The sequence below is a fragment of the Lysinibacillus sp. LK3 genome (genome assembly GCF_001043675.1).
GTDB lineage: Bacteria > Bacillota > Bacilli > Bacillales_A > Planococcaceae > Lysinibacillus > Lysinibacillus capsici.
Genome location: NZ_LDUJ01000013.1, coordinates 135,371 through 157,717, shown reverse-complemented (window position 1 = coordinate 157,717; position 22,347 = coordinate 135,371). Strand labels below are relative to the sequence as shown.

19 protein-coding genes and 1 other annotated feature are annotated in these 22,347 nt (G+C 37.8%); of the genes, 14 read left to right on the top strand and 5 right to left on the bottom strand.

Going from position 1 to position 22,347, the window contains the following annotated elements:
- The 5 genes from addA (at nt 1) to VK91_RS07635 (ending at nt 8,213) form a co-directional block, all read left to right on the top strand.
- Complete coding sequence (gene addA, locus VK91_RS07655; RefSeq protein ID WP_048392040.1) at nt 1-3,717, top strand: helicase-exonuclease AddAB subunit AddA; 3,717 nt, start codon at nt 1-3, stop codon at nt 3,715-3,717.
- Between the two features lie 82 nt (nt 3,718-3,799).
- The gene (locus VK91_RS07650; RefSeq protein ID WP_048392039.1) at nt 3,800-4,966 is read left to right on the top strand and encodes a DUF418 domain-containing protein; all 1,167 of its coding nucleotides are present in this window, start codon (nt 3,800-3,802) and stop codon (nt 4,964-4,966) included.
- A 124-nt stretch (nt 4,967-5,090) separates the two neighbouring features.
- Nucleotides 5,091-5,993, top strand: a complete 903-nt coding sequence (locus VK91_RS07645; protein WP_048392038.1) for a fumarylacetoacetate hydrolase family protein — start codon at nt 5,091-5,093, stop codon at nt 5,991-5,993.
- A 200-nt stretch (nt 5,994-6,193) separates the two neighbouring features.
- Complete coding sequence (locus VK91_RS07640; protein ID WP_004227486.1) at nt 6,194-6,562, top strand: YisL family protein; 369 nt, start codon at nt 6,194-6,196, stop codon at nt 6,560-6,562.
- A 184-nt stretch (nt 6,563-6,746) separates the two neighbouring features.
- The gene (locus tag VK91_RS07635; RefSeq protein WP_048392037.1) at nt 6,747-8,213 is read left to right on the top strand and encodes an alpha-amylase family glycosyl hydrolase; all 1,467 of its coding nucleotides are present in this window, start codon (nt 6,747-6,749) and stop codon (nt 8,211-8,213) included.
- 50 nt (nt 8,214-8,263) lie between these two features.
- Here the strand turns inward: VK91_RS07635 and VK91_RS07630 are convergent, their stop codons facing one another.
- Both VK91_RS07630 and VK91_RS07625 read right to left on the bottom strand, forming a co-directional pair.
- Nucleotides 8,264-9,121, bottom strand: coding sequence for a DegV family protein (locus VK91_RS07630; protein WP_048392036.1), 858 nt, complete (start codon nt 9,119-9,121; stop codon nt 8,264-8,266).
- Nucleotides 9,122-9,263: 142 nt separating this feature from the next.
- Complete coding sequence (locus VK91_RS07625) at nt 9,264-10,073, bottom strand: Cof-type HAD-IIB family hydrolase (protein ID WP_048392035.1); 810 nt, start codon at nt 10,071-10,073, stop codon at nt 9,264-9,266.
- A gap of 121 nt (nt 10,074-10,194) precedes the next feature.
- Here VK91_RS07625 and VK91_RS07620 point away from each other — a divergent pair, with 121 nt between their 5' ends.
- Complete coding sequence (locus VK91_RS07620; RefSeq protein ID WP_048392034.1) at nt 10,195-10,959, top strand: prolyl oligopeptidase family serine peptidase; 765 nt, start codon at nt 10,195-10,197, stop codon at nt 10,957-10,959.
- A 53-nt stretch (nt 10,960-11,012) separates the two neighbouring features.
- Nucleotides 11,013-11,321, top strand: coding sequence for a metal-sulfur cluster assembly factor (locus VK91_RS07615; protein ID WP_004227477.1), 309 nt, complete (start codon nt 11,013-11,015; stop codon nt 11,319-11,321).
- Between the two features lie 60 nt (nt 11,322-11,381).
- Here VK91_RS07615 and VK91_RS07610 read toward each other — a convergent pair whose 3' ends face one another.
- Nucleotides 11,382-12,068, bottom strand: coding sequence for a Crp/Fnr family transcriptional regulator (locus VK91_RS07610; RefSeq protein ID WP_048392033.1), 687 nt, complete (start codon nt 12,066-12,068; stop codon nt 11,382-11,384).
- 266 nt (nt 12,069-12,334) lie between these two features.
- Between VK91_RS07610 and VK91_RS07605 the strand changes: the two genes are divergently transcribed.
- Nucleotides 12,335-14,461 (top strand): ATP-dependent Clp protease ATP-binding subunit, encoded by a 2,127-nt coding sequence (locus VK91_RS07605; protein ID WP_082148127.1) that lies wholly within the window; start codon nt 12,335-12,337, stop codon nt 14,459-14,461.
- A gap of 49 nt (nt 14,462-14,510) precedes the next feature.
- Here VK91_RS07605 and VK91_RS07600 read toward each other — a convergent pair whose 3' ends face one another.
- A complete protein-coding gene (locus tag VK91_RS07600; RefSeq protein ID WP_004227469.1) occupies nt 14,511-14,705 on the bottom strand; it encodes a YjzD family protein in 195 nt (64 codons plus the stop codon).
- 465 nt (nt 14,706-15,170) lie between these two features.
- On the opposite strand from VK91_RS07600, the gene VK91_RS07595 reads away from it, so the two are divergent.
- The 3 genes from VK91_RS07595 to VK91_RS07585 all read left to right on the top strand — a co-directional run bounded on the left by VK91_RS07595 (nt 15,171) and on the right by VK91_RS07585 (nt 17,709).
- Nucleotides 15,171-16,109 carry a beta-ketoacyl-ACP synthase III gene (locus VK91_RS07595; RefSeq protein ID WP_048392032.1) on the top strand — a complete coding sequence of 313 codons (939 nt, stop codon included), beginning with the start codon at nt 15,171-15,173 and terminating at the stop codon, nt 16,107-16,109.
- Between the two features lie 30 nt (nt 16,110-16,139).
- Nucleotides 16,140-17,381, top strand: coding sequence for a beta-ketoacyl-ACP synthase II (gene fabF, locus VK91_RS07590; protein WP_048392031.1), 1,242 nt, complete (start codon nt 16,140-16,142; stop codon nt 17,379-17,381).
- Nucleotides 17,382-17,487: 106 nt separating this feature from the next.
- Complete coding sequence (locus tag VK91_RS07585; RefSeq protein WP_016994330.1) at nt 17,488-17,709, top strand: hypothetical protein; 222 nt, start codon at nt 17,488-17,490, stop codon at nt 17,707-17,709.
- Between the two features lie 2 nt (nt 17,710-17,711).
- On the opposite strand, the gene trpS is transcribed toward VK91_RS07585, so the two are convergent.
- Nucleotides 17,712-18,701, bottom strand: a complete 990-nt coding sequence (trpS, locus tag VK91_RS07580) for a tryptophan--tRNA ligase (RefSeq protein ID WP_048392030.1) — start codon at nt 18,699-18,701, stop codon at nt 17,712-17,714.
- 115 nt (nt 18,702-18,816) lie between these two features.
- Nucleotides 18,817-19,038, bottom strand: a binding site (T-box leader).
- Nucleotides 19,039-19,529: 491 nt separating this feature from the next.
- Here trpS and spxA point away from each other — a divergent pair.
- The 3 genes from spxA (at nt 19,530) to VK91_RS07565 (ending at nt 22,339) form a co-directional block, all read left to right on the top strand.
- On the top strand, nt 19,530-19,925 hold the full coding sequence (spxA, locus tag VK91_RS07575) for a transcriptional regulator SpxA (protein WP_025116803.1): 396 nt from the start codon (nt 19,530-19,532) through the stop codon (nt 19,923-19,925).
- 433 nt (nt 19,926-20,358) lie between these two features.
- A complete protein-coding gene (mecA, locus tag VK91_RS07570) occupies nt 20,359-21,027 on the top strand; it encodes an adaptor protein MecA (protein WP_004227456.1) in 669 nt (222 codons plus the stop codon).
- A 193-nt stretch (nt 21,028-21,220) separates the two neighbouring features.
- The gene (locus VK91_RS07565) at nt 21,221-22,339 is read left to right on the top strand and encodes a competence protein CoiA (RefSeq protein ID WP_048392029.1); all 1,119 of its coding nucleotides are present in this window, start codon (nt 21,221-21,223) and stop codon (nt 22,337-22,339) included.
- Nucleotides 22,340-22,347: the final 8 nt, after the last annotated feature.

Genomic DNA, 22,347 nt, shown 5'->3' with positions numbered 1-22,347 from the left:
ATGGTACAAACAATTCCTGTTAAGCCAGTAGATGTCACATGGACAGACGATCAGTGGAAGGCCATTTATGCTAGCGGTCAAGATACACTCGTTTCGGCTGCAGCAGGGTCGGGGAAAACAGCGGTTCTGATCAATCGTATGATTGAAAAAGTCATTGCTACTGAAAACCCGATCAATGTAGATGAACTATTGGTAGTGACCTTTACAAATGCCTCAGCCGCTGAAATGCGCCATCGTATGTCTGAGGCATTAGAAAAGGCGATAGCAGAAAATCCAACATCTAATCATTTAAGACGGCAGCTAAGTCTTGTTAATAAAGCACAAATTTCTACGCTACATTCATTCTGTTTAGCAATTGTGAAGCAATATGCCTACTTACTTGATATAGACCCAGGCTTCCGTATTGCCAATGAAGCAGAAATCGCATTATTGCGAGATGATGTTTTAGCAGAAGTTTTAGAAGATGCCTACGATGCTGAGGATGAGGCTCACGTACAAGCTATCTATCGTCTTGTCGATAGCTTTACCTCAGATCGTGATGATCAAGCCATCGAAACGCTGATTAGTAAACTTTATGATACGTCTCGTGTCCATGCAGAGCCTCAAAAATGGCTTTGGAGCCTGCCGAAAGCATATGAATTAGCTGAGGAAGTGACAATCGATGATTTAGAGCTATCTCAATACGTCAAATTAACCGTACGTCATAGCCTGGAAGAGGCGTTTATGCTAATTTCTGAAATGCGCACAATTACATTACAACCAGATGGACCTGCACCCTATGCAGAAACGGCAGAGGTAGATTTTGCTATGATTCAGGAAGGGATACGCATTAGTCAAAGTGGGACATGGCAGGAGCTATTTGATTATTTTGCAACGGTTAAATGGTCTACCTTAAAGCGGGTATCGAAGGATGCACTAGTTAATGTAGAGCTACAGGAGCTTGCGAAGAAAAAACGAGAAGCAGCCAAAAAAATGATGAATAAAATCAAGGAGACGTATTTTGTTCGTACGCCTGCACGGCTACTTGAGGAAATAAGGTTAATGGCACCGACCATTGCTACGCTAGTGGAATTGACCACTACATTTAGTGAACAATTTCGACTAGCCAAGTTAGAACGGGGAATCATTGACTTTTCAGATTTAGAGCATTATGCACTTCAAATTTTAACGGTAGAGATAGATGGTGCACTTCATCCATCACCGGTTGCACTAGATATGAAAAAGCGTTTTAAAGAAGTACTTGTGGATGAATATCAAGATACCAATATGCTACAGGAAACCATCTTACAGCTTGTCAAAACGGGTGAAGAACAAGACGGCAACCTTTTTATGGTTGGGGATGTTAAACAAAGTATATACCGTTTCCGATTAGCTGAGCCAAAGCTTTTTATGAGAAAATATAGTGAATACTTGGAGTCACCTGATGTAACGGGGATGCGAATTGATTTAAACGCTAACTTCCGAAGTCGAAAAGAAGTATTAAATGCTACAAATTATGTTTTTGCACAAATTATGGGTGAGCGTGTCGGTGAGATTTCGTATGATGACAATGCGTCACTAAAGCCTGCTGCGCCCTATGATGATAAAGAAATACCTGTTGAGCTGGTCGTACTGCATCCACCACAGGAAGAGGAAACACCAGAAGAACTGGAAGAACTAAGCAATGAGGCAACGGAGCTAGAGGAATTAAAAAAATCACAATACGAGGCACGATTTATTATCGATCGTATTCGTCAAATGATGGAAGATGGAACAACCGTATACGATACGAAAACAAAAACAGAGCGACCATTAAAGTATAGTGATATTGTGATTTTAATGCGCTCGATGACATGGTCAACAGACTTAGTAGAGGAATTTAAGCTGGCAGGGATTCCACTCTATGCAGAATCATCTAAAGGCTATTTTGACGCACTCGAAGTAATGATTATGTTAAATGTCCTGAAGGTAGTCGATAATCCCTATCAGGATATCCCCTTAGCCTCTGTACTGCGCGCACCGTTTGTTGGTTTAACGGAAAATGAGCTGGCGAAAATTCGATTAGCCGATCAAAAGGTACCTTTTTATGATGCTTTACGACAATTTATTCGTAGTGAAGGACATGGTGTGCAAACCACTACATTTGAGAAGTTGCAACGCTTTATGCTAGCCTTTGAAAATTGGCGTGATTTAGCACGTCGTGGATCATTATCAGATTTAATTTGGAAAATTTATTTAGATACACATTATTATGAAATGGTTGGGGCAATGCCGAATGGCAAACAGCGTCAAGCAAATCTACGCGTATTACATGATCGTGCATTAATGTATGAAAAAACAGCATTTCGAGGGCTATTCCGTTTTTTACGCTTTATTGATCGTATGCGTACGCGTGGCGATGATTTAGGTACGGCCAAATCAATTGGCGAAAAGGATGATGTAGTACGTCTGGTGACAATACACTCTTCCAAGGGGTTAGAATATCCAGTCGTCTTTGTGGCAGGAATGGGACGTCCGTTTAATAAAATGGATTTTCATCAACCCTATTTGTTTGATCAAGATTTTGGACTAGCTGTTAAGGCCATTGATCCCGAAAATCGTATCACCTATACATCGTTACCGTTTTTAGCATTGAAGGAGAAAAAAGAACTGGAGATGCGTGCAGAAGAAATGCGTGTCTTATATGTTTCGATGACTCGTGCGAAGGAGCGTTTGATTTTAGTAGGCTCAGTGAAGAACTGGGAGAAAACACGCGACAACTGGCAGGACGCACAAAGTTTACCAATGGATGCACCGCTTCAAGAATATTTACGTGCAAGAGCTAACAGCTATTTGGACTGGGTTGGCCCAGCAGTAGCAAGACATGCAGATTTTGCAGTAGTAGCAAGCACATCTTATAAAGAAGTGGAGGATCAATCACATTGGTGGGTTCAAGCCATCGATACAAAGCATTATTCATATGAGATAGAGGCGATGGGCGATGAAGTACAGCAAGTGCTTGCGATGCAAGAGGATGAGGACTTGCTGGCTGAAATCACTACCCGCTTTCAAGCGCAGTATGTCTATCAAAAATCTACAAGAAAGCGCTCCAAAACATCTGTTAGTGAAATAAAGCGATTAGAAAATTTACAGCGCCAGGAGGAACCTGAATTTTATTTTGCCTCTCCTATCAAGCAAAAGGCCTCGTCCATTGCACCTCGACCCGCTTTTTTACAGGAGCAACAGCTAACTGGTGCTGAAATTGGTACAGCTGTGCACACAGTGATGCAGCATGTTCCTCAATATGGCTTTAGTCATATCGATGCTGTAAGGGACTTTGTGGAGGATTTAGTGGCAAGACAGCTTTTAACAGAGGCGGAGGGCAAAGTAGTTCCGCAAGCGAAAATTTATCGTTTTTTTGAGACAGAAATAGGGCAACGCTTTCAACGCGCGAGGCAGATACGTAGAGAAATGCCGTTTACAATTAGTAGAATCGATGAAGATGGTGATGCTCAAATTGTGCAAGGGATCATTGACTGCCTATTTGAGGATGAATACGGTAATTGGGTCTTGTTGGATTATAAAACGGATCGTATACAATCTCATTTTGCGCAGGAGCCAGCCTTGTCAAAGGAAATACTAGGTCGTTATGCCGTACAGCTTCGTGTTTATAGCGAAGCCATTGAATCCATCTTACACATCAAGGTGAACGATAAAGTATTATTTTTATTCGATAATGAACAGATCATACACGCATAAAGAACTTGTTACGGGCAAAGTGGGGCAAAGTTTTTTCTTGCCCTGCTTTCACCATAGCTGTTAGTCAAGAGGAGGCTATTTTGTGGAGTTAAAACCAACAATGTTGCAGGAACGAATAGCAACATTAGATATTTTACGAGGTATTAGTTTAGTAGGTATCTTATTAGTAAATATGTATACCTTTTATTTGCCAATGCCGCATATTGATTTGGCATCATGGTTTACAACCCCATCAGATATTGTTTGGCAGAAAAATATAGATATTTATGTGCAAGGCAGCTTTTACCCGCTTTTTGCCATGCTATTTGGTTATGGGCTAGCCATGCAGTGGCAAAAGGCTCAAAGTCGTCAACAAAACTTTTATACGCTGGGGCTTCGTAGACTGTCCATCCTGTTTGCTTTTGGTTTTATCCATGCTGTGCTAATTTGGTGGGGCGACATATTAATGATGTATGCATTTTGTGGCGTTTTCTTAGTGCTTTTACTACGATTGAGTCCCATCTGGTTATTAGCGAGTGCTTTGATTATTAATGGCTTGATGCAAGCTTTTATGCTCTTTGTAGTAGGGATTGTAAATTTTAATACAAAAGTAGATGATTACTTAGATATCGTTTCAGTAGAGAAGGCCATCACGGCTTATGGGACAGGAAACTGGGTAGATGCCTTTTTGCAACGCTTAACAGATTTATCAACGCAGGCAGGCATCGAGATGTGGTTTGTCGCACTGTTCACGATTTTACCGTATATGTTAATAGGGGCCGCTGCCTCTAAATGGCATTTAGTAGAACGGGCTAAAGAATTGAAGTGGCTCTGGCTGACGTTTGCAATTGCTGGATTGGTCATCGGTATTGGTATAAAAAGCTTATCTATTATGTTTACAAGAACATATTTACTAGATTATTTAAAGGTATACATAGGGGGCCCAGTTCTATCGGTGGGCTATATTGGGGTCATTGTGTTACTTTGCTTAGTGCCAATAATGCCAAAACTACTTAGTCCTTTTGCTAAAATCGGACGCATGTCATTAACGATGTATATTCTTCAATCTATTATAGGTACTTGTTTATTCTACCAATTTGGCTTTGGCTGGTATGGTAAAGTAAGTGTAGAAACAGGGGTATTAATTGCTGTCGGCATTATTGTTGTGCAAATGATCATAGCAGAAATCTGGTTATCTAAGTGGAAACAAGGACCGTTAGAAACAATATGGCGTAAATTAACATATAAGCAAAAAGTAGAAGTGCGTTAATATATTCCTCTTCACATGCATATTTTATGAAGATATAACAACTTATAAAAATGTTGCCGCAAAAATGAGGTAATTTCTATCATATTGTTGTATTATGTAGAAAAAAGAAGGAGCTCTTTCAATCATGAAAATTTTATCATTCAAATTAGGTGGACATGTAAGCTTTGGACCAAAAGTAAAAAAAGAAGAAGCGGTATGGGATGTACTCGCTATTCAAAGTGAACTTCAAGTTCTCCCTTCTTTTTCAAGTTCAATCGTGGATGGCATTGCTTTAGGCTTTGATTTTGTGGAACAGATTCGTAAATTAGTAGAAGCAGCAGAAAAATCAGATAATGCTAATAGTTTTAAACGTGAATTTACAGAGATCGAATGGCTTTCACCAATTCCACGTACACCTAAAAATATTATGTGTATTGGTAAAAACTATGATGAACATGCAAAGGAAATGGGTGCAGAGGCAGCACCAACGGATTTAATGGTATTCACAAAATCACCAACTGCAATTGCTGCAGATGGACAAACAATTTCCATACATGCAGATCTTTCTTCAAAAATGGATTATGAAGGTGAGCTAGCTATCGTTATTGGTAAACGAGGCAAAAACATTCCTAAAAACTTAGCGTTTGATTATGTATTTGGTTATACTATTGCCAATGATGTAACAGCTCGTGATTTACAAGAGAAACATAAACAATTCTTCTTGGGTAAAAGCTTGGACGGTACTTGCCCTCTTGGACCATACCTTGTGACAAAGGATGAGATCCCAAATCCACAAGACTTAACAGTAGTGACAAAGGTCAATGATGAAGTACGTCAAAATGGCTCTACGAAAGATATGATGTTCTCTGTTGAAACGTTAGTATCCATCCTATCTCAGCATGTAACATTAGAGCCAGGAGATGTGATTTTAACAGGTACGCCAGCTGGTGTTGGCAAAGGGATGAACCCGCCACAATTCTTAAAAGCTGGAGATACAGTAAAAGTGTCTATTCAAGGAATTGGTACTTTAGTCAACCATTTTGAATAATGATGATATCAATCCGCGTGAGTCTATACTCCGCGGATTTTTTACTGCTTTAAGGCATAGTAACAGATGTAAAAACTATGAAATGCAAGGATTCCAAGTTTTAAATGATGTAAATTATGTGAACACTATTGTAATATTTGAAACCCTTTCCATCGCATGGTAGGATAGAGTTTGATAGAAAAAGAATGAGGGGGACAAACATGAGTTTTTTAACTAGCCAAACGCATTTGCATATTACTACGTGGGTAGTAGGTATTGTCATCTTTTTAATTGCGGCACTAATGGGCAAGCAATCAAAAGGCTTACATATGACATTACGTCTGTTTTATGTACTAATAATCATCACAGGTGGGGCATTATTTATCGAGGCAATGGACTATGGTAAAGGTATGCTTTACGGATTTAAGTTCTTAGGTGGCATACTTGTAATTGGCATGATGGAAATGGTATTAGTACGTCAAAAGAAAAATAAACCAACAGCTATGTTTTGGATTTTATTTGCAGTATTCCTATTAATCACTTTGTTCCTAGGATTTAAACTGCCAATGGGTCAAGATTTCTTAGCATAATGATTTAAAAGTCGTGAAGTAGTTGCTTCACGGCTTTTATTTTGTAAACGAAAACGGAAGACGGAATTGACACCTTTTTGTCGTAATTCATTTCGCTTTTACGCAAAATCTTTGGAAAAGATAGCGACGTGACAGAGTTATTTGGTAAAATGACGTTGATTGGTTTGAAAGAGAGGGAATAACAGTGAAATTTAAGAAGTGGATAAGTGCGACGGCTGCATCACTTTTATTAGCAACTTCATTAGTAAGTACTATACCAGTAGCACATGCGGATGAATCAGCGACTAGAACAATAGCAGAAGAAAGCATCTATGATTTAATCGTTGACCGTTTCTTTAATGGCTCGGGCACAAACGATTTTGATACAAATACGCAGGACCCTTCGAAATTTGCGGGGGGCGATTTTACAGGTTTACAGGATAAACTGAAATTTATCGGTGAGATGGGCTATACAATTGTTTCCATTGGGCCTATTTTTTCTACAGAGAAGTATGATGGATCAATGCCCACAAGCTATACTACAATAGAACGTCATTTTGGAACAACGGAAGAATTCCAAAGTACTGTAGAGGCCTACAAAGCTAAAAATATGTCCATTATGGTGGATTTTCCACTTACAAATGTGAGTCCAAATCATGAGTGGGCAAAGGATGCATCGAAAGCGGATTGGATTGCATCTACCAATAATGGACAAGTACAGTGGGATTTATCGAATAAGGATGTGCAAGAAGCACTTATTCAAGCAGTAACTGAATTTGTTTCTACATATGACATCGGTGGTATTCGTTTAACAAATATCGCAGGGGCTGATACAGCGTTTATCAATGCAGTAATAGCTGCATTAAAAGAGACAAAAACATCACTTTATGTGATAGCAAATGAAGAAAGCGATGCTGACTTTGATGCAACTTTCTCACCTGTAACGGCAGATATCTATCGTAATATATTTAAAAACGTGGATATGGATTCTTCTAAATTAATGGAACCCTTCGCAGGAGAAAAACCGACACAAATTATGGTGGATTCACTTGAAACTCATCGTTTTACATTTGACTCTGCTAATGAAAATATGTTCCCACCTACCCGCTTAAAAATGGCGATGGGTGCTTTATTTATGCTACCAGGAATTCCTGTCGTACAATACGGGACAGAAATTGCTATGAATGGGGAAGCAAAACCAGATACACACCAGCTTTATAACTTTAAAACAGACGAAGAACTGATTGATTATATTAAAAATGTTCAATCTTTACGTAATCAATCAGCTACTTTACGTAATGGCGATTTTGAAGTCATTACAAATGAAAATGGCCTTCTTGTCTTTACACGTTCTTCTGACGAAGAAAAGTGGGTAATCATGGTTAATAATACTGGTAAAACACAACGCGTCGACTTAACACCTGAACAACTTGGTGAAGGGAAAATGCTGAACGGTATTTTACATGAGGAAAAAGTTCGCTTAAATGAAAAAGAAGTCTATCCTGTTATTTTAGACAGAGAAATGGTTGAAATTTATCAAGTTCGCAATGATGAAGGCTTAAACACTCCTTATATGGTGGCTCTTGGCTTAGTATGGGTGATCTTTATTGGCTTTGTTGTCATCATCATTAAACGAGGGAAAGTTCGTCGTCAGGAGCAAGACGTCCAATAATAATAACACGACAAAAAAGCATGCCAGGAACCATCCTAGCATGCTTTTTATTAGCCTTCAAAGCTTTTATTTGTGAAGAAAATTGCAATAGTCCCAGGTCCGACATGTGAGCCGATCGCGGAACCTATCATGGTAATTTGCACAGCTTGAGGTGAAAAACGCTCCTGAATAGAGGCTTTTGCTTCATTCGCAAAGGCAGCGTCGTCACTATGGCTAATACCTACGATTTTATTTGTAAAGCTGCCACCACGCTCCTGCATTAAATCTAACATACGATTAAGTGCTTTTTTTCGACCGCGTGACTTTTCAATCGGTACAAGTTTGCCATCTTCTACATTTAAAATAGGCTTAATACTAAGAAGGCCACCTAAAAATGCACTAGCTTTTGATACACGACCACCTTTTGCAAGGTAATCTAAGTCTTCTACTGTAAATAAATGCTCGACCTGAGGTGCAAGGGTATTTATTTTAGAGGCCATGTCTTCTAAGGATACTCCTATATTTCGCAGTCGTACAGCTTCTTCCACGACAAGGCCATGTCCTAGTGATGCGCATTTAGAGTCGATAATGACTAGTTTTAAGGAAGGATACTGCTCAAGTACCTGATTGCGAATCATTTGAGCGGTACTATATGTGCCTGATAATTCTGATGAAAAAGCGATATAAATACCTTCTTCATCATTTTTGGCTAGCTCCTCAAAATGCTTCAAAAAGAGCTCAGGTGACACTTGTGATGTTTTTGGCTGAGCACCTTGGCGTATTGCATCATAGATCTCTTTGGAATCAATTGAAATCACATCTTCATATTCTTTGTTGTTCAATTGCACTCGTAAAGGGAGTAGCACGACATCTTTTTCTTCATAGTAAGATTTTGGTAGATCACATCCACTATCCGTAAAAATCTTCATTCTCTTGTCCCCCTAATTTCAACTTACTTTTAAAGCTTTTTAACTTTATTCAGTAGATACTCACTTTAGATAAATGGAAGGGGTACCACTGAATAAAGTTAAACTGGTAAAAATGGAATGTTAACTTGAACTTACTACTTAACTATGATAATTTCAAGCGTTCAATGAGTATTTTTGCAATTCCATCATCATTATTCGTTGTCGTAATTTCATTGGCAATGTTTTTAAGACTTGAAATACCGTTCCCCATCGCTACACCAAGTCCAGCATATTCGATCATTTCTAAATCATTGTCTTCATCACCAAATGCGATGATGCGCTCACGAGGAATACCTAAATCTTTTGCGACATGTGCAATACCCACAGCTTTATTTAAGCCGCGACGCACAATTTCAATAATATGAAGTGGCGCGCCCCAGCGACGATGCTCGATGACTTCAGCATGCACTGCCTGTAAATGATCACGTATAATAACCGAATTGGCTTCATTTGCCTGAATCAGCAAACTTGTAGGATTTTCCAAGAGGTGTGTGTATAAATCGCCAAGTGTAATTTTTGGGTTACCCATATTAAAGATATTTAAGATACGATCGTCCTCTGTGTGAACATAAACTTCATCTTTTACCTCAGCGATAATATTTTCGTATTCATAACTGTTAATAGAATCAACGACATCATGTACGACACTTAAATCAATTGGTGTGTGCATATGTTGCCAAGAGACATTTTTAGGATGATGCACATATGCGCCATTAAAATTAACAATGGGTGTAGTGAGCCCAAGTTCTTGATAATAAATAGTACTTGCTCGGTAAGGACGTCCTGTCGCAATCATCACTTGATGCCCTTGTTCCTTAGCCTGCAATAATGTTTTTTTCGTTTTTGCAGAAATTTGCTGTTGATCTGTTAATAAAGTTCCATCTAAGTCTAATACGATTAAATGCGGTTTCATAGCTCGTTGCCCCTTTCCTATAGTTTGAATAGTATCTCTTTGTCTTACATTCGTCAAAATTTTGTCACAGTGAAAAAAGTTTGCTAACATAAAGATGAGAGAATAGTTGGGAGTGACAATAATGTTTGTAGAAAAAGAAGTGTGGGGAAATATTCCTTTATTACATATACATACAGACAATATGAATGAAGAAACCCCGGTAGTCATTTTTTTGCATGGCTTTATGAGTGCAAAAGAACATAACTTACACTATGCATACCAATTGGTGCATAAAGGGGTGCGTGTCCTATTGCCAGATGCAAAATTTCATGGTGAGCGTAGCGAAGGCCTAACAGAAATGCAAATGAATTTAAATTTTTGGGACATTGTTTTAAATTCTATTCATGAAGTACAACAATTATATGATGTATTAAAGAATAAAAATTTATTAGCTAGTCATAAAATTGGCATAGGAGGCACTTCAATGGGTGGCATCGTGACATCAGGCTGTCTGAAACTTTATGATTGGATACAAACAGCTGCAATATGCATGGGTGCACCTGGTTTTATAAAATTGGGTGAATACCAATTGCAACAATTTGCTAAAAGCGGAGTTAACTGGCCGATGTCAGAGGAAGACGTTGAAAAAATTAATGAAGCCCTTGCTAAATATGATGTCAGTTTAACACCAGAAAAATTCGCGGGCCGCCCTGTATTCTTTTGGCATGGAGAATTAGATAAAACAGTTCCTTTTCATGAAACGTATAAATTTTATGAAACATTACGGGAATACTATGAAGCAAACCCTGAATATTTAAAGTTCATGGTTAACAAAAGGGCTGGACATGCAGTACCACGTGACGGGATGCTAGCAGCTACAGCATGGCTTGCACAGCATTTGGCATAACAGGGTGCATCTGCTATGATAAGGTTAACACTATGATGGAAGGAGAAATACGAATGGATCAGGATATGAAAGATAGCATGTTAGGTGCTTTAGAAAACGTAATTGATCCTGAGCTTGGCATTGATATTGTCAACTTAGGTTTAGTATATGATGTGGAATTAGATGATGAAGGTGTTGCAACTGTTACGATGACACTAACATCTATGGGCTGCCCACTTGGTCCAGTCATTGTGGATCAAGTGAATACGGCGTTAGGTGAACTTCCAGAAGTGAAAAGTACAAATGTTAATATTGTATGGAATCCACCTTGGTCGAAAGATAAAATGTCACGCTATGCCAAAATGGCATTGGGCGTACGTTAAAATGGCTTATTTAAAACCCTGCTTATTGAAAAATAAGCAGGGTTTTTGCTTGTAACGAAACTAATCGATACGGCATATTTGTAATGGACAATTTTCACAGGCAATTTCATTTTTTAAAAATTGTAAATCATGAATGGTAATAAATCCTTTATCAAAAGTGATAATCTCATGTTTTTTTAAATCATTCAGCATACGATTAATCATTTCCCGACTTGTCGCACACAGATTTGCAATTTCTGTATTTGTTAGCTGAAAATCAATAAAAATCGAGTCATTTTCTACAGGTTTACCATACGTATTGGACAGCCGAATGAGCGTTGAAAATAGAGCACCTTTTTTACCGTTTAACACTAAATCGCGCAAACGACTCTGATGCTTTAAGTTTTCTGTTTGTAGCCACTTCATGTATTCCACCATAACTGTCGGCTGCTCTTCTAGTAAATGCTCCAAAGATTTACGACTCAAAACATACAACGTAGAGGGTTCTAAAACTTTGGCAGTCATTGAATTATAGACGAGATTACAAAATAACGAACCTTCTCCTATTATGCTGTCAGGGCCACAAATACGAATGGTTAATTCCTTACCCGTCTCGGATTCTTGGCTAATCGAAATAACACCTGATTGGATGTAATAAATTTCTTTTGCCCGTTCACCCTCTAGAAAAATTTTATTTCCTTTATTCACTTTGATAAAAACACCGTGGTTTTGAAAAAGTTCTTTAATTTTTTCAAACATATTATCCATTAAAACCATATCTCCAACACATCGCTTTCTTTTTGTAATAAATGGCGATTATTACAAAAGGATAGTGGATTTCGATACTAAAACATAGAAACATACCATTATTATAACGTAAACTTCCATAATAAGTGAAAAAATTTTAGGACGATTTCTTTGCTAAGCATTGTCGAGTGATGTAAAATAAAGTTAGTCAAAAAAGGTCAAACTTTTTTAATGAATAAGAATGGGTATATAAATAATGAGAAATATGAAAAAAAGGAGTGCTAGCTATGCAATTTCAACAAACAGACAATAAAAAACCATTAGAACAATTTGGGCGCAATTTAATTGAAGAAGTAAAAAACGGCAAGATGGATCCTGTTATCGGGCGTGATGAAGAAATTCGAAATGTAATTCGTATTCTAACACGTAAAACGAAAAATAATCCTGTATTAATCGGTGAACCAGGAGTTGGTAAAACGGCAATTGTGGAAGGTTTAGCACAGCGTATTGTTAAAGGTGATGTACCAGAAGGCTTGAAAGAATGTGTGCTATATGAACTGGATATGAGTGCGTTAATCGCTGGTGCAAGTTATCGTGGACAATTTGAAGAACGCTTAAAAGGTGTGCTAAAAGAAGTAAAAGAATCAGAAGGACAAATCATTCTATTTATTGATGAAATTCATACGATCGTAGGTGCAGGAAAAACAGATGGCGCTATGGATGCAGGAAATATGCTAAAACCTATGCTAGCACGTGGTGAATTACACTGTATTGGTGCTACTACCTTAGACGAATATCGTATGTACATTGAAAAGGATCCTGCCTTAGAACGTCGATTCCAGCAAGTACTAGTGCGTGAGCCATCTATAGAGGATACGGTATCCATTTTACGTGGTTTAAAGGAACGCTTTGAATTACATCACGCAGTACGTATTCATGACAGAGCAATTGTTGCGGCAGCAGAACTATCCAATCGCTATATTACAGAACGATTTTTACCTGATAAGGCCATTGATTTAATTGATGAGGCTTGTGCAATGATTCGTACAGAAATTGATTCAATGCCACAGGAATTAGACGCAGTCACACGTCGTATTATGCAGCTTGAAATTGAGGAACAGGCATTGCGTAAGGAAAAGGACGAGGCAAGTAAAAAACGTCTGGAGCAATTACGCGAAGAATTAACAAAGTTAAAAGAGTCATCTAAGGGCATGCGACAACAATGGGAAGCAGAAAAAGAAAAACTACACGATATTCAGAAAAAACGTGAAACATTGGATAAATATCGTCGTGATCTAGATGAGGCAGAAAGTAAATATGATTTAAATAAAGCTGCTGAATTACGTCATGGTAAAATTCCGACACTTGAAAAAGACATTCAGGTACTTGAAAAGGAATTAGAGAACGGTGCAGAATCTCGTATTTTACGTGAAGAGGTAACAGCAGATGAAATCGCAGCAATTGTTTCACGTTGGACAGGAATCCCTGTAACAAAATTAGTAGAGGGTGAGCGTGAAAAATTATTACGTTTAAAGGATACATTACATGAACGTGTGGTTGGACAAGATACAGCAGTTCAATTAGTGACAGAAGCGGTATGGCGTGCACGTGCAGGTATCAAAGATCCACACCGACCTATTGGTAGCTTTTTATTTTTAGGTCCAACTGGTGTAGGTAAAACAGAACTTGCCAAGGCACTTGCTGCACAGTTATTTGATTCAGAAGATCACTTTATTCGGATTGATATGAGTGAATACATGGAGAAACATAGTGTGTCTCGACTTGTTGGGGCTCCTCCAGGCTATGTGGGCTATGAGGAAGGTGGACAACTAACGGAAGCAGTTCGCCGAAATCCTTATTCTGTGGTGCTACTAGACGAGATTGAAAAAGCTCATCCTGATGTGGCGAACATTTTATTGCAAATTTTAGATGATGGGCGCATTACAGATAGTCAGGGACGAATGGTGAATTTTACAAATACAGTAGTCATTTTAACTTCGAATATCGGATCAAGTTATTTAATGGAGGCAAAGGAAAATGATGCGGCTGTGGAGGACTTAGTCATGTCAGCCCTACGACAACATTTTAAACCTGAGCTATTAAACAGAATGGATGATATCATCTTCTTCCATGCATTATCTACTAAACATTTTACTGCGATTGCCTGGAAGTATGTGGAGCAATTGATTAAACGTGTCGCAGAGCAAGAAATTACTTTATCTGTGGAGCAAGAAGTCATTGATTGGGTAGTAGAGCAAGGTGCAGATGCCCAATTTGGAGCAAGACCACTAAAACGCTTTGTACAGCGACATATCGAAACAGCCGTTGCTAAAGAACTATTACGCGGAGAAGTTTTACCGGGGGAGACGTTGCATGTGAAAATGCATGAGGGTCAATGTGTTGTGGAAAAATAACAGAAAAAACCTGTTCGGCATGAAGCTGAACAGGTTTTTTCTAGCTGAATTAATGATGGTCTGCAGCTTCTGGTGTAGGGTCGTTTGGAATGATTGCTCCAATAATAAAGATAAGGATGGAGAATACAACAGAAACGATTGCCCCAGTTTTGAAATCAAATGGTACACCAAGTACAGAGCTGACTACGTAGTTTAACATAGAAACTAGTAGGAATGACCATATGAACGTTACGATATATTGCATTAATTTCACCTCAACCGAACTTTTTTCATCATAAGGTTTTACTCATATTCATTATCATATCATAACATAAATCAAAAAAAAATGAACCATTTATGTGAAACATGGCGATTTTGTCACAACAAATATGAGATTTAGTATTTTATGTTTAGTAATGTAAAGTATTTAGGAACAGCTCTGAAATAGGGGAATGCGCTCCTAAGCGGGTGAAAAGTGCTCCAAAAGGGAAGAACACCGCTCATACATGATGCAAGGTGCTTTGAAAAATAATGAACAAGCTCAACAAAGTACGATAGATAAAGCTCTAAACAGAATAACCTCATTCCATAAAATTCTTCACTTCTATATTCAAAGAACACTACCCTCAGCCGCATAAATTTTAAATCATCTTGCGTCATTCCTTTTATATGCGTTATAATTATGACCAGTTACTAATAATTGATAGTAAGAAAGCTGAGGGGTTGCTATATGAACGCTGGTATTATAGGAATAGGCAAATATGTTCCTGAGAAGGTCGTTACAAATTTTGATTTGGAAAAAATCATGGATACTTCTGATGAATGGATTCGTACTCGAACAGGCATTGAAGAACGTCATTTTGCGGCAGATGATCAGGAAACTTCAGATTTGGCAGTAGCTGCTGCAAAAGAAGCTATTGCAAATGCGGGTATTACGCCTGAGGAAATTGGTTTAATTCTTGTAGCAACTGTCACACAGGATCAAACTTTTCCAAGTGTAGCTTGTATGATTCAGGAACAAATCGGAGCAGTAAATGCTGCAGCAATGGATCAAGCAGCAGCATGTGCAGGATTTATATATAGTTTAGTGACAGCAAAGCACTTTGTTGAGGCAAATGCTTATAAATATGTCTTAGTAGTAGGTGTTGAAAAGCTGTCTAAAGTCGTTGATTGGGAAGATCGCAATACAGCTGTATTATTTGGCGATGGTGCCAGTGCAGCTATCATTGGGCAAGTCTCTGAAGGTAGAGGTATTCTATCCTTTGAACTTGGTGCAGATGGTACAGGCGGAAAGAATCTTTATTTAACGAAGCAAGATACAATTGCGATGAATGGTCGTGAAGTGTTTAAATTTGCTGTTCGACAAATGGGTGAATCGGCTGTTAATGTATTAGAGAAAGCGGGATTAACAAAAGAAGACGTTGATTTCCTAGTGCCACATCAGGCAAATATACGTATTATGGAATCTGCACGTGAGCGTTTAGAGCTACCACCAGAAAAAATGTCAAAAACGATTCATAAATACGGAAATACTTCAGCAGCATCTATTGGTATTTCCTTGGTAGATGAGCTCGAAGCAGGTAAGATTAAAGAGGATGATTTATTAGTCCTTGTAGGTTTTGGTGGCGGCTTAACATGGGGTGCCGTAGCCATGAGATGGGGAAAATAAGTAGGAAAAATGCTTGAGGGGAGTAAGACAATGAGTAAAAGACGAGTAGTAATTACAGGAATTGGCGCAGTTACACCACTAGGAAATAGCATCGAAGAAACATGGGCAAACATTAAAGCTGGTAAATCTGGCATTGGTGAGCTGACACGTTTAAATAAAGATCTTTTTGCCGCAAAAATCGCAGCAGAAGTAAAGGACTTTGATATTGAAAAATACATTGATCGTAAAGAAGCACGTAAAATGGATCGCTTCACACAATACGCATTAGCGGCTTCTATTATGGCAATGGAAGATGCACAGCTAACAATTGATGAAGAGCTAGCTCCACGTGCAGGTGTATGGATTGGTTCTGGTATCGGTGGGATGGAAACATATGAACAACAATTTTTAACATTCCAAGAGCGTGGCGCAAGACGTGTTAGTCCTTTCTTTATCCCAATGATGATTCCTGATATGGCATCGGGCCAAGTCTCTATTCACTTTGGTGCAAAGGGGATAAATTCTTGTTCTGTAACGGCATGTGCTTCAGGCACAAACTCTATTGGTGATGCCTTTAAAGTAATTGAGCGTGGAGATGCTGATGTTATGATTTCTGGTGGTGCTGAATCACCAATCGTAACAATGGCGGTTGCAGGTTTTTGTGCCAATACAGCACTATCATTAAATCAAGATCCACAAGCAGCATGTCGCCCATTCGATAAAAACCGAGATGGCTTTATTATCGGAGAAGGAGCGGGTATTGTCATTTTAGAAGAATATGAACATGCAAAAGCTCGTGGTGCCAAAATCTATGCTGAAGTTTTAGGTTATGGTGCAACTGGGGATGCGCATCACATTACGGCTCCAGCTCCAGAGGGTGAAGGTGCAGCACGTGCGATGACGCAAGCATTAACAGATGGTGGCGTAGAGCCATCACAAGTTGATTATATTAATGCCCATGGTACAAGTACGCCATATAACGATTTATTCGAAACACAAGCTGTGAAAACTGCTTTTGGTGATCATGCTTATAACCTTGCAATGAGCTCAACAAAATCTATGACGGGTCACTTATTAGGAGCAGCAGGTGGTGTGGAAGCTATTTTCACAGCATTAGCCCTTAAAGAAGGGATTTTACCACCTACAATCAATTTAAAAGATCCTGATCCTGAATGTGATTTAGATTATGTTCCAAACGAAGCAAGAGAAGCAAATATTCAATATGCAATGAGTAATTCTCTTGGTTTTGGTGGTCATAATGCAAGTCTCCTATTCAAAAAATATGAAGCATAATAGATAAACATAAAAAAACGTCAGCCAAATTTAAATGGCTGACGTCTTTTTTTATAGTTTTGTGAATAAATGATAAGTAAGAAGAAATAGAAAGGATGCCATTACTATGTTTCGTCTCTTTTTATTTTTAGTAAGTTATGGCTTAATGATCCTCTCTGTAGGGAATCTCATATTGTATTTAAATTACCGCACACTAGGTTATTCATGGAAGGTTGTTTTCAAATTTATTTTTCAAACAACAGAATTTTATATGGCGGTAGGAGCCTGTATCATCATCTGCGCAGTTGTGCTTGATTTGGGTTTTGATCGATCCTCAGACAAGCCGTAAGTTTAGCGACGTGCGCGACCAAGACCCATAGCATCTTCCATACGTTTTAATGTAGCACTAGCAATCGCATTCGCCTTTTCAGCACCTTCATCTAGAATGACATCTAATTCTGATGATTCTACTAGATGATAGAATTTCTCTTGAATAGGTGTTAGGTGTTCAATTACTGCTGTTGCTACACCCTGCTTGAATCCACCATAACCAATTCCCTCATATTTTTTGACTAAATCTTCAACGGCTACCCCTGAAATAGCTGATTCGATTGTCAATAAATTTGAAACACCTGGTTTATTTTCCACATCAAATGCAACGATGCCGTCAGAGTCAGTTACAGCTGATTTAATTTTTTTCTCAATGTCTTTCGCAGTATCTAATAAGCGAATTGTCGCTTTCGTATTTGGATCTGATTTACTCATTTTCTTTGTTGGCTCTTGTAAGGATTTAATGCGTGCGCCAGCTTTAGGTAATTGAATTTCAGGAATTGTTAAAACATCGCCAAAGCGTTTGTTAAAGCGTTCTGCAAGGTCACGAGTTAGCTCAATATGCTGCTTCTGATCATCGCCGACAGGGACAATATTTGTGTTATAAAGTAGAATGTCTGCAGCCATTAGCGGTGGATATGTTAAAAGAGCAGCAGATACGCTTTCCTTACCATGTGATTTATCTTTGAATTGTGTCATACGTTCTAGCTCACCGATAGACGCAACACATTGTAACATCCATCCTGCCTGAGCATGCGCTGGCACCTCTGATTGAATAAATAATGTCGATTTTTTAGGGTCAATGCCAGTAGCAATGTAGGTAGCAGCAAGCTTACGAATACTTTCTCGTAATTCTTTAGGATCTTGTGCAACAGTGATGGCATGTTGATCAACGATACAATAAATAGCGTTTCCTTCATCTTGTAGTGCCGGGAACTGCTTGAATGCTCCTAAATAGTTCCCTAATGTTACGATACCTGTAGGCTGTACGCCAGAAAAAATAGTTGTCATAAAAAATTCCTCCTCGAATTCAATTGCTGTAACTTATGTCACAGTGTTGTCTTCACCTTTCAACTTGGTAATGAAGACAAAAAAACATCATGCGTCCTCATTAGATTTTTTCTAATGAAGGGACGAATGATGTTTGAATCCGCGGTACCACCCAGCTTGCCTAAAAAGGCCACTCAGCTTCGTAACGTGAAGGGACGAGCTTTGCTAATAGCTTCAAGTAGCGTTCACAAAGCTAACTCGGAAGTCCATTCCACATGCATCCACGATCTGTTTACAGCAACCACAGACTCTCTATACGTGAATTAGCATATGTACTACTCTTCGTCAGCGTTTTTCTCAATTTAAATTGTTCAAATTGATTTGATTGCAAAGAATTATATTATAAAGATTCCTTTGTGTAAAGTCAGACTTTTGACGGTGTTTTTTTTCTAGAAAAAATTATATGCTTTTTTTGTTATGTAATTTTGTTATAAATTTATAATTTTTTATTAAAAAATTGTTTAGATGTACACGTGGGATTGACAATTTTCTCGATTATTTTTCTTAAATGAGAACAACTGAGATATCTGTTTAGATGTTTAAAATGCTTTAAAAATGGGAATGGTAGTAGTAGCACATAAGTTTGAAGAAAATACATCATATTTGAAAGCTGTATGAATAGACAGAATATTTATGGATAGGTTCAGATTTTTTTTATTGGAACTATATTCAAATACAGCTGAGTACTGTATAATGGTACTGTGTATTTTACATTACATTAATTCTAATTTAACACATTGGTTCTGGTTTATAGATAATGATTTTTAAATGAAAGGATGTGTCAGAATGATCGTAACCCTATTTACATCACCAAGTTGTACCTCTTGTCGTAAAGCAAAAGCTTGGTTAGAGGAGCACGAAATTCCATATACAGAACGTAATATATTTTCTGAACCGCTTAGCATAAGTGAAATAAAAAAAATTTTACGAATGACAGAAGATGGAACTGATGAAATCATTTCCACTCGTTCTAAAATATTCCAAAAATTAAATGTGGACGTTGAAAGCTTACCATTACAACGTTTATATGAATTAATTCAGGAATATCCTGGCTTACTACGTAGACCAATCATTTTAGATGAAAAACGTCTGCAGGTTGGCTACAATGAAGATGAAATTCGTCGTTTCTTACCTCGAAAAGTTCGAGCATATCAATTACAAGAAGCGCAACGAATGGTGAATTAAACCTTTCTATTCTGAATAATATATGTAATAGATGTTACAGATGTGGAATACATGTTGTGACATCTTTTTTTTATGTTTTACTTCTGTAAAACCTTCTATATGAAGTATAATAATTAATAGGGAAAAGTCATATATTTCCGTAAAAGTATGTTAAACTTGATTTAAGTTAAATAGTTTACTACAATTTCAATAATTCAAATATCTTCTGTGAAACGGTTTATATCCTTTTCATTTTATGACAGAACAGCATACAATAGAGTTAGAGACAACTGTGAACACAAAAATTCATGTTTACGGTTACTCGATGGTTTTACTGTAGTGTGGTCAAAGGTTGAAAAACAAATGCAGTATGAAGGTTAAAAACAAAGAATAAAAGCATACTAATGAAACAAACTGTTTTTCGACATATGACAGTGAAGGGAGATGAGGTCTAGTGGACATCGAACGTGTAAATGAAAATACACTCAAGCTCTTTATTACGTACAATGATATAGAGGATCGCGGCTATAGTCGTGAAGAAATTTGGTACAATCGAGCAAAAGGTGAACAACTTTTTTGGGATATGATTGATGAAGTAAACACGGAGGATTATTTTGATGTAGAGGGTCCGATTTGGATTCATATCAATGCATCTGAAGTAGGCTTAGAAATCATTGTCACACGTGCACATATTTTAAAAGACGGTGAAACATTAGATGGTCATTCGAATTTTGATGAACACAAAGATATGTTTGCACCATTCGATGAAGTTGGAGAGGATCTTCTTAGCCAACTAACTCAATTTGGTGACATGGATGAGTCAGAATTATTTATGGATACAGACATTTATGTTTATAAATTTAAAGATATTGATGAGTTAATCCCTGTCGCAAAACGAATGACAGACGAATTAGTGGATTCCTCATTATTCAAATATGAAAATTGGTACTATCTAGTTGTTGATTTCGGAAACGCAGATGAGGATTTAAATCGTCATGATAGAAATGCAGTTATCAAGGAATTTTTAACACCATCCAATTTTACAATTCATCGTCTAGAGGAGTACGGTGAAAAGATTATGGAATTCAATTGCTTTGAAACAGTTCGAAAATACTTTGCATAGGCAATGAAACACTAATTATTTTAGACTGTAGTGAAACTCGTAAATGAATCGAGTTTCGCTACAGTCCTTTTTTATGTTTTCAGCATCAAAGAGCTTGAATAAGAGCTCATTTTTAAAATTTCAAGAAAAAGGTGCTTTATTTTTGTTAGTGAAAATCCATTCTATTATAGTTGGCTAAAAAGGAGCTGATACTATGCTGATTGCCTATAACAATCAACAGCAACTATTTCTCCCATATCAATATACGAGGAAAGCTTTACAGCGATATAGGCGGCAAATGAAATTTTATTGCCCTCAATGTTTAGAACAAGTTCAATTGAAAATAGGTAACTATAATATTCCCCACTTTGCTCACTTCACAAAAAATCAATGTTCACAGCTGTTCGCAGAAGGTGAATCTAAAATACATTTACAAGGTAAAGTGCAATTATATGAGTGGCTCCAAAAGCATGGACATCAGGTGAAACTAGAACCATATTTAAAGGAGCTTTCTCAGCGCCCAGATTTGCTTGTTACACTCGATAAGGAGCAGTTTGCAGTTGAATTTCAATGTAGTACTATCTCTCATGAAAAATGGTACCAACGAACAATGGGCTATGAAAGAAACGATATACAAGCAATTTGGCTTTTTCAAACTCCGCAAGGCAAAGAAGCTGTCAACGGCATCAGAAAAATTAGAATCTCTCCACTCTTGCAAAAAGCGTTTATAACGACAACGGATTTACCATATTTATTGACGTACAACCCGGTGACAGCCCAGTTTGTTTATTGGACGAATCTTCTTCATGTTCATGGGCATACTTTCATAGGTAAAGTACAGAAAATTTCGGTCGATCTACAACATTTCCCTTTTTATAGACCTCAACGTATTACCCCAGAAGAATTTCAACGCTATTGGCAGCTCTATAAACAGACTTGTAGGCAATTTGCGCATAGTCGTCTTTTACATAGCAAGAAGGGGGCACAAGATCCATTTTTACGTAATTGCTATGAATTAAATCTTTCTCTTACTGCTCTGCCACCATACATTGGTATTCCAGTGAAAGAAGGAGCAGCTATCCCTTTGTTTACGAGCGAGTGGCAAATAATGCTGTTTTATTTTAGTAAACAATTAGGACGTCTTCCATTTGAATTAACAAAGGGGCAGATGGAAAATTTTTTATGTAAGCATCAGCTCGAAGTAACCGAACAAGCACTCAGGGCTATTCAAAATTATGGGTATCTTTTTAAGGGTATGCATCATGAGGATGGTTTACTAGATAATTGTGAGCAAGTCTATGTACATTTATTTGCAATTGCCACAATATACTGAGAAAATAT

Coding starts and splice junctions, on each gene's coding strand:
- fabF (WP_048392031.1), top strand. CDS start 16,140: ATGAGTAAAAGACGAGTAGTAATTACAGGAATTGGCGCAGTTACACCA.
- trpS (WP_048392030.1), bottom strand. CDS start 18,701: ATGACAACTATTTTTTCTGGCGTACAGCCTACAGGTATCGTAACATTA.
- VK91_RS07640 (WP_004227486.1), top strand. CDS start 6,194: ATGAGTTTTTTAACTAGCCAAACGCATTTGCATATTACTACGTGGGTA.
- VK91_RS07645 (WP_048392038.1), top strand. CDS start 5,091: ATGAAAATTTTATCATTCAAATTAGGTGGACATGTAAGCTTTGGACCA.
- VK91_RS07625 (WP_048392035.1), bottom strand. CDS start 10,073: ATGAAACCGCATTTAATCGTATTAGACTTAGATGGAACTTTATTAACA.
- VK91_RS07565 (WP_048392029.1), top strand. CDS start 21,221: ATGCTGATTGCCTATAACAATCAACAGCAACTATTTCTCCCATATCAA.
- VK91_RS07605 (WP_082148127.1), top strand. CDS start 12,335: ATGCAATTTCAACAAACAGACAATAAAAAACCATTAGAACAATTTGGG.
- VK91_RS07620 (WP_048392034.1), top strand. CDS start 10,195: ATGTTTGTAGAAAAAGAAGTGTGGGGAAATATTCCTTTATTACATATA.
- VK91_RS07585 (WP_016994330.1), top strand. CDS start 17,488: ATGTTTCGTCTCTTTTTATTTTTAGTAAGTTATGGCTTAATGATCCTC.
- VK91_RS07600 (WP_004227469.1), bottom strand. CDS start 14,705: ATGCAATATATCGTAACGTTCATATGGTCATTCCTACTAGTTTCTATG.
- VK91_RS07610 (WP_048392033.1), bottom strand. CDS start 12,068: ATGGATAATATGTTTGAAAAAATTAAAGAACTTTTTCAAAACCACGGT.
- VK91_RS07630 (WP_048392036.1), bottom strand. CDS start 9,121: ATGAAGATTTTTACGGATAGTGGATGTGATCTACCAAAATCTTACTAT.
- VK91_RS07595 (WP_048392032.1), top strand. CDS start 15,171: ATGAACGCTGGTATTATAGGAATAGGCAAATATGTTCCTGAGAAGGTC.
- VK91_RS07615 (WP_004227477.1), top strand. CDS start 11,013: ATGGATCAGGATATGAAAGATAGCATGTTAGGTGCTTTAGAAAACGTA.
- addA (WP_048392040.1), top strand. CDS start 1: ATGGTACAAACAATTCCTGTTAAGCCAGTAGATGTCACATGGACAGAC.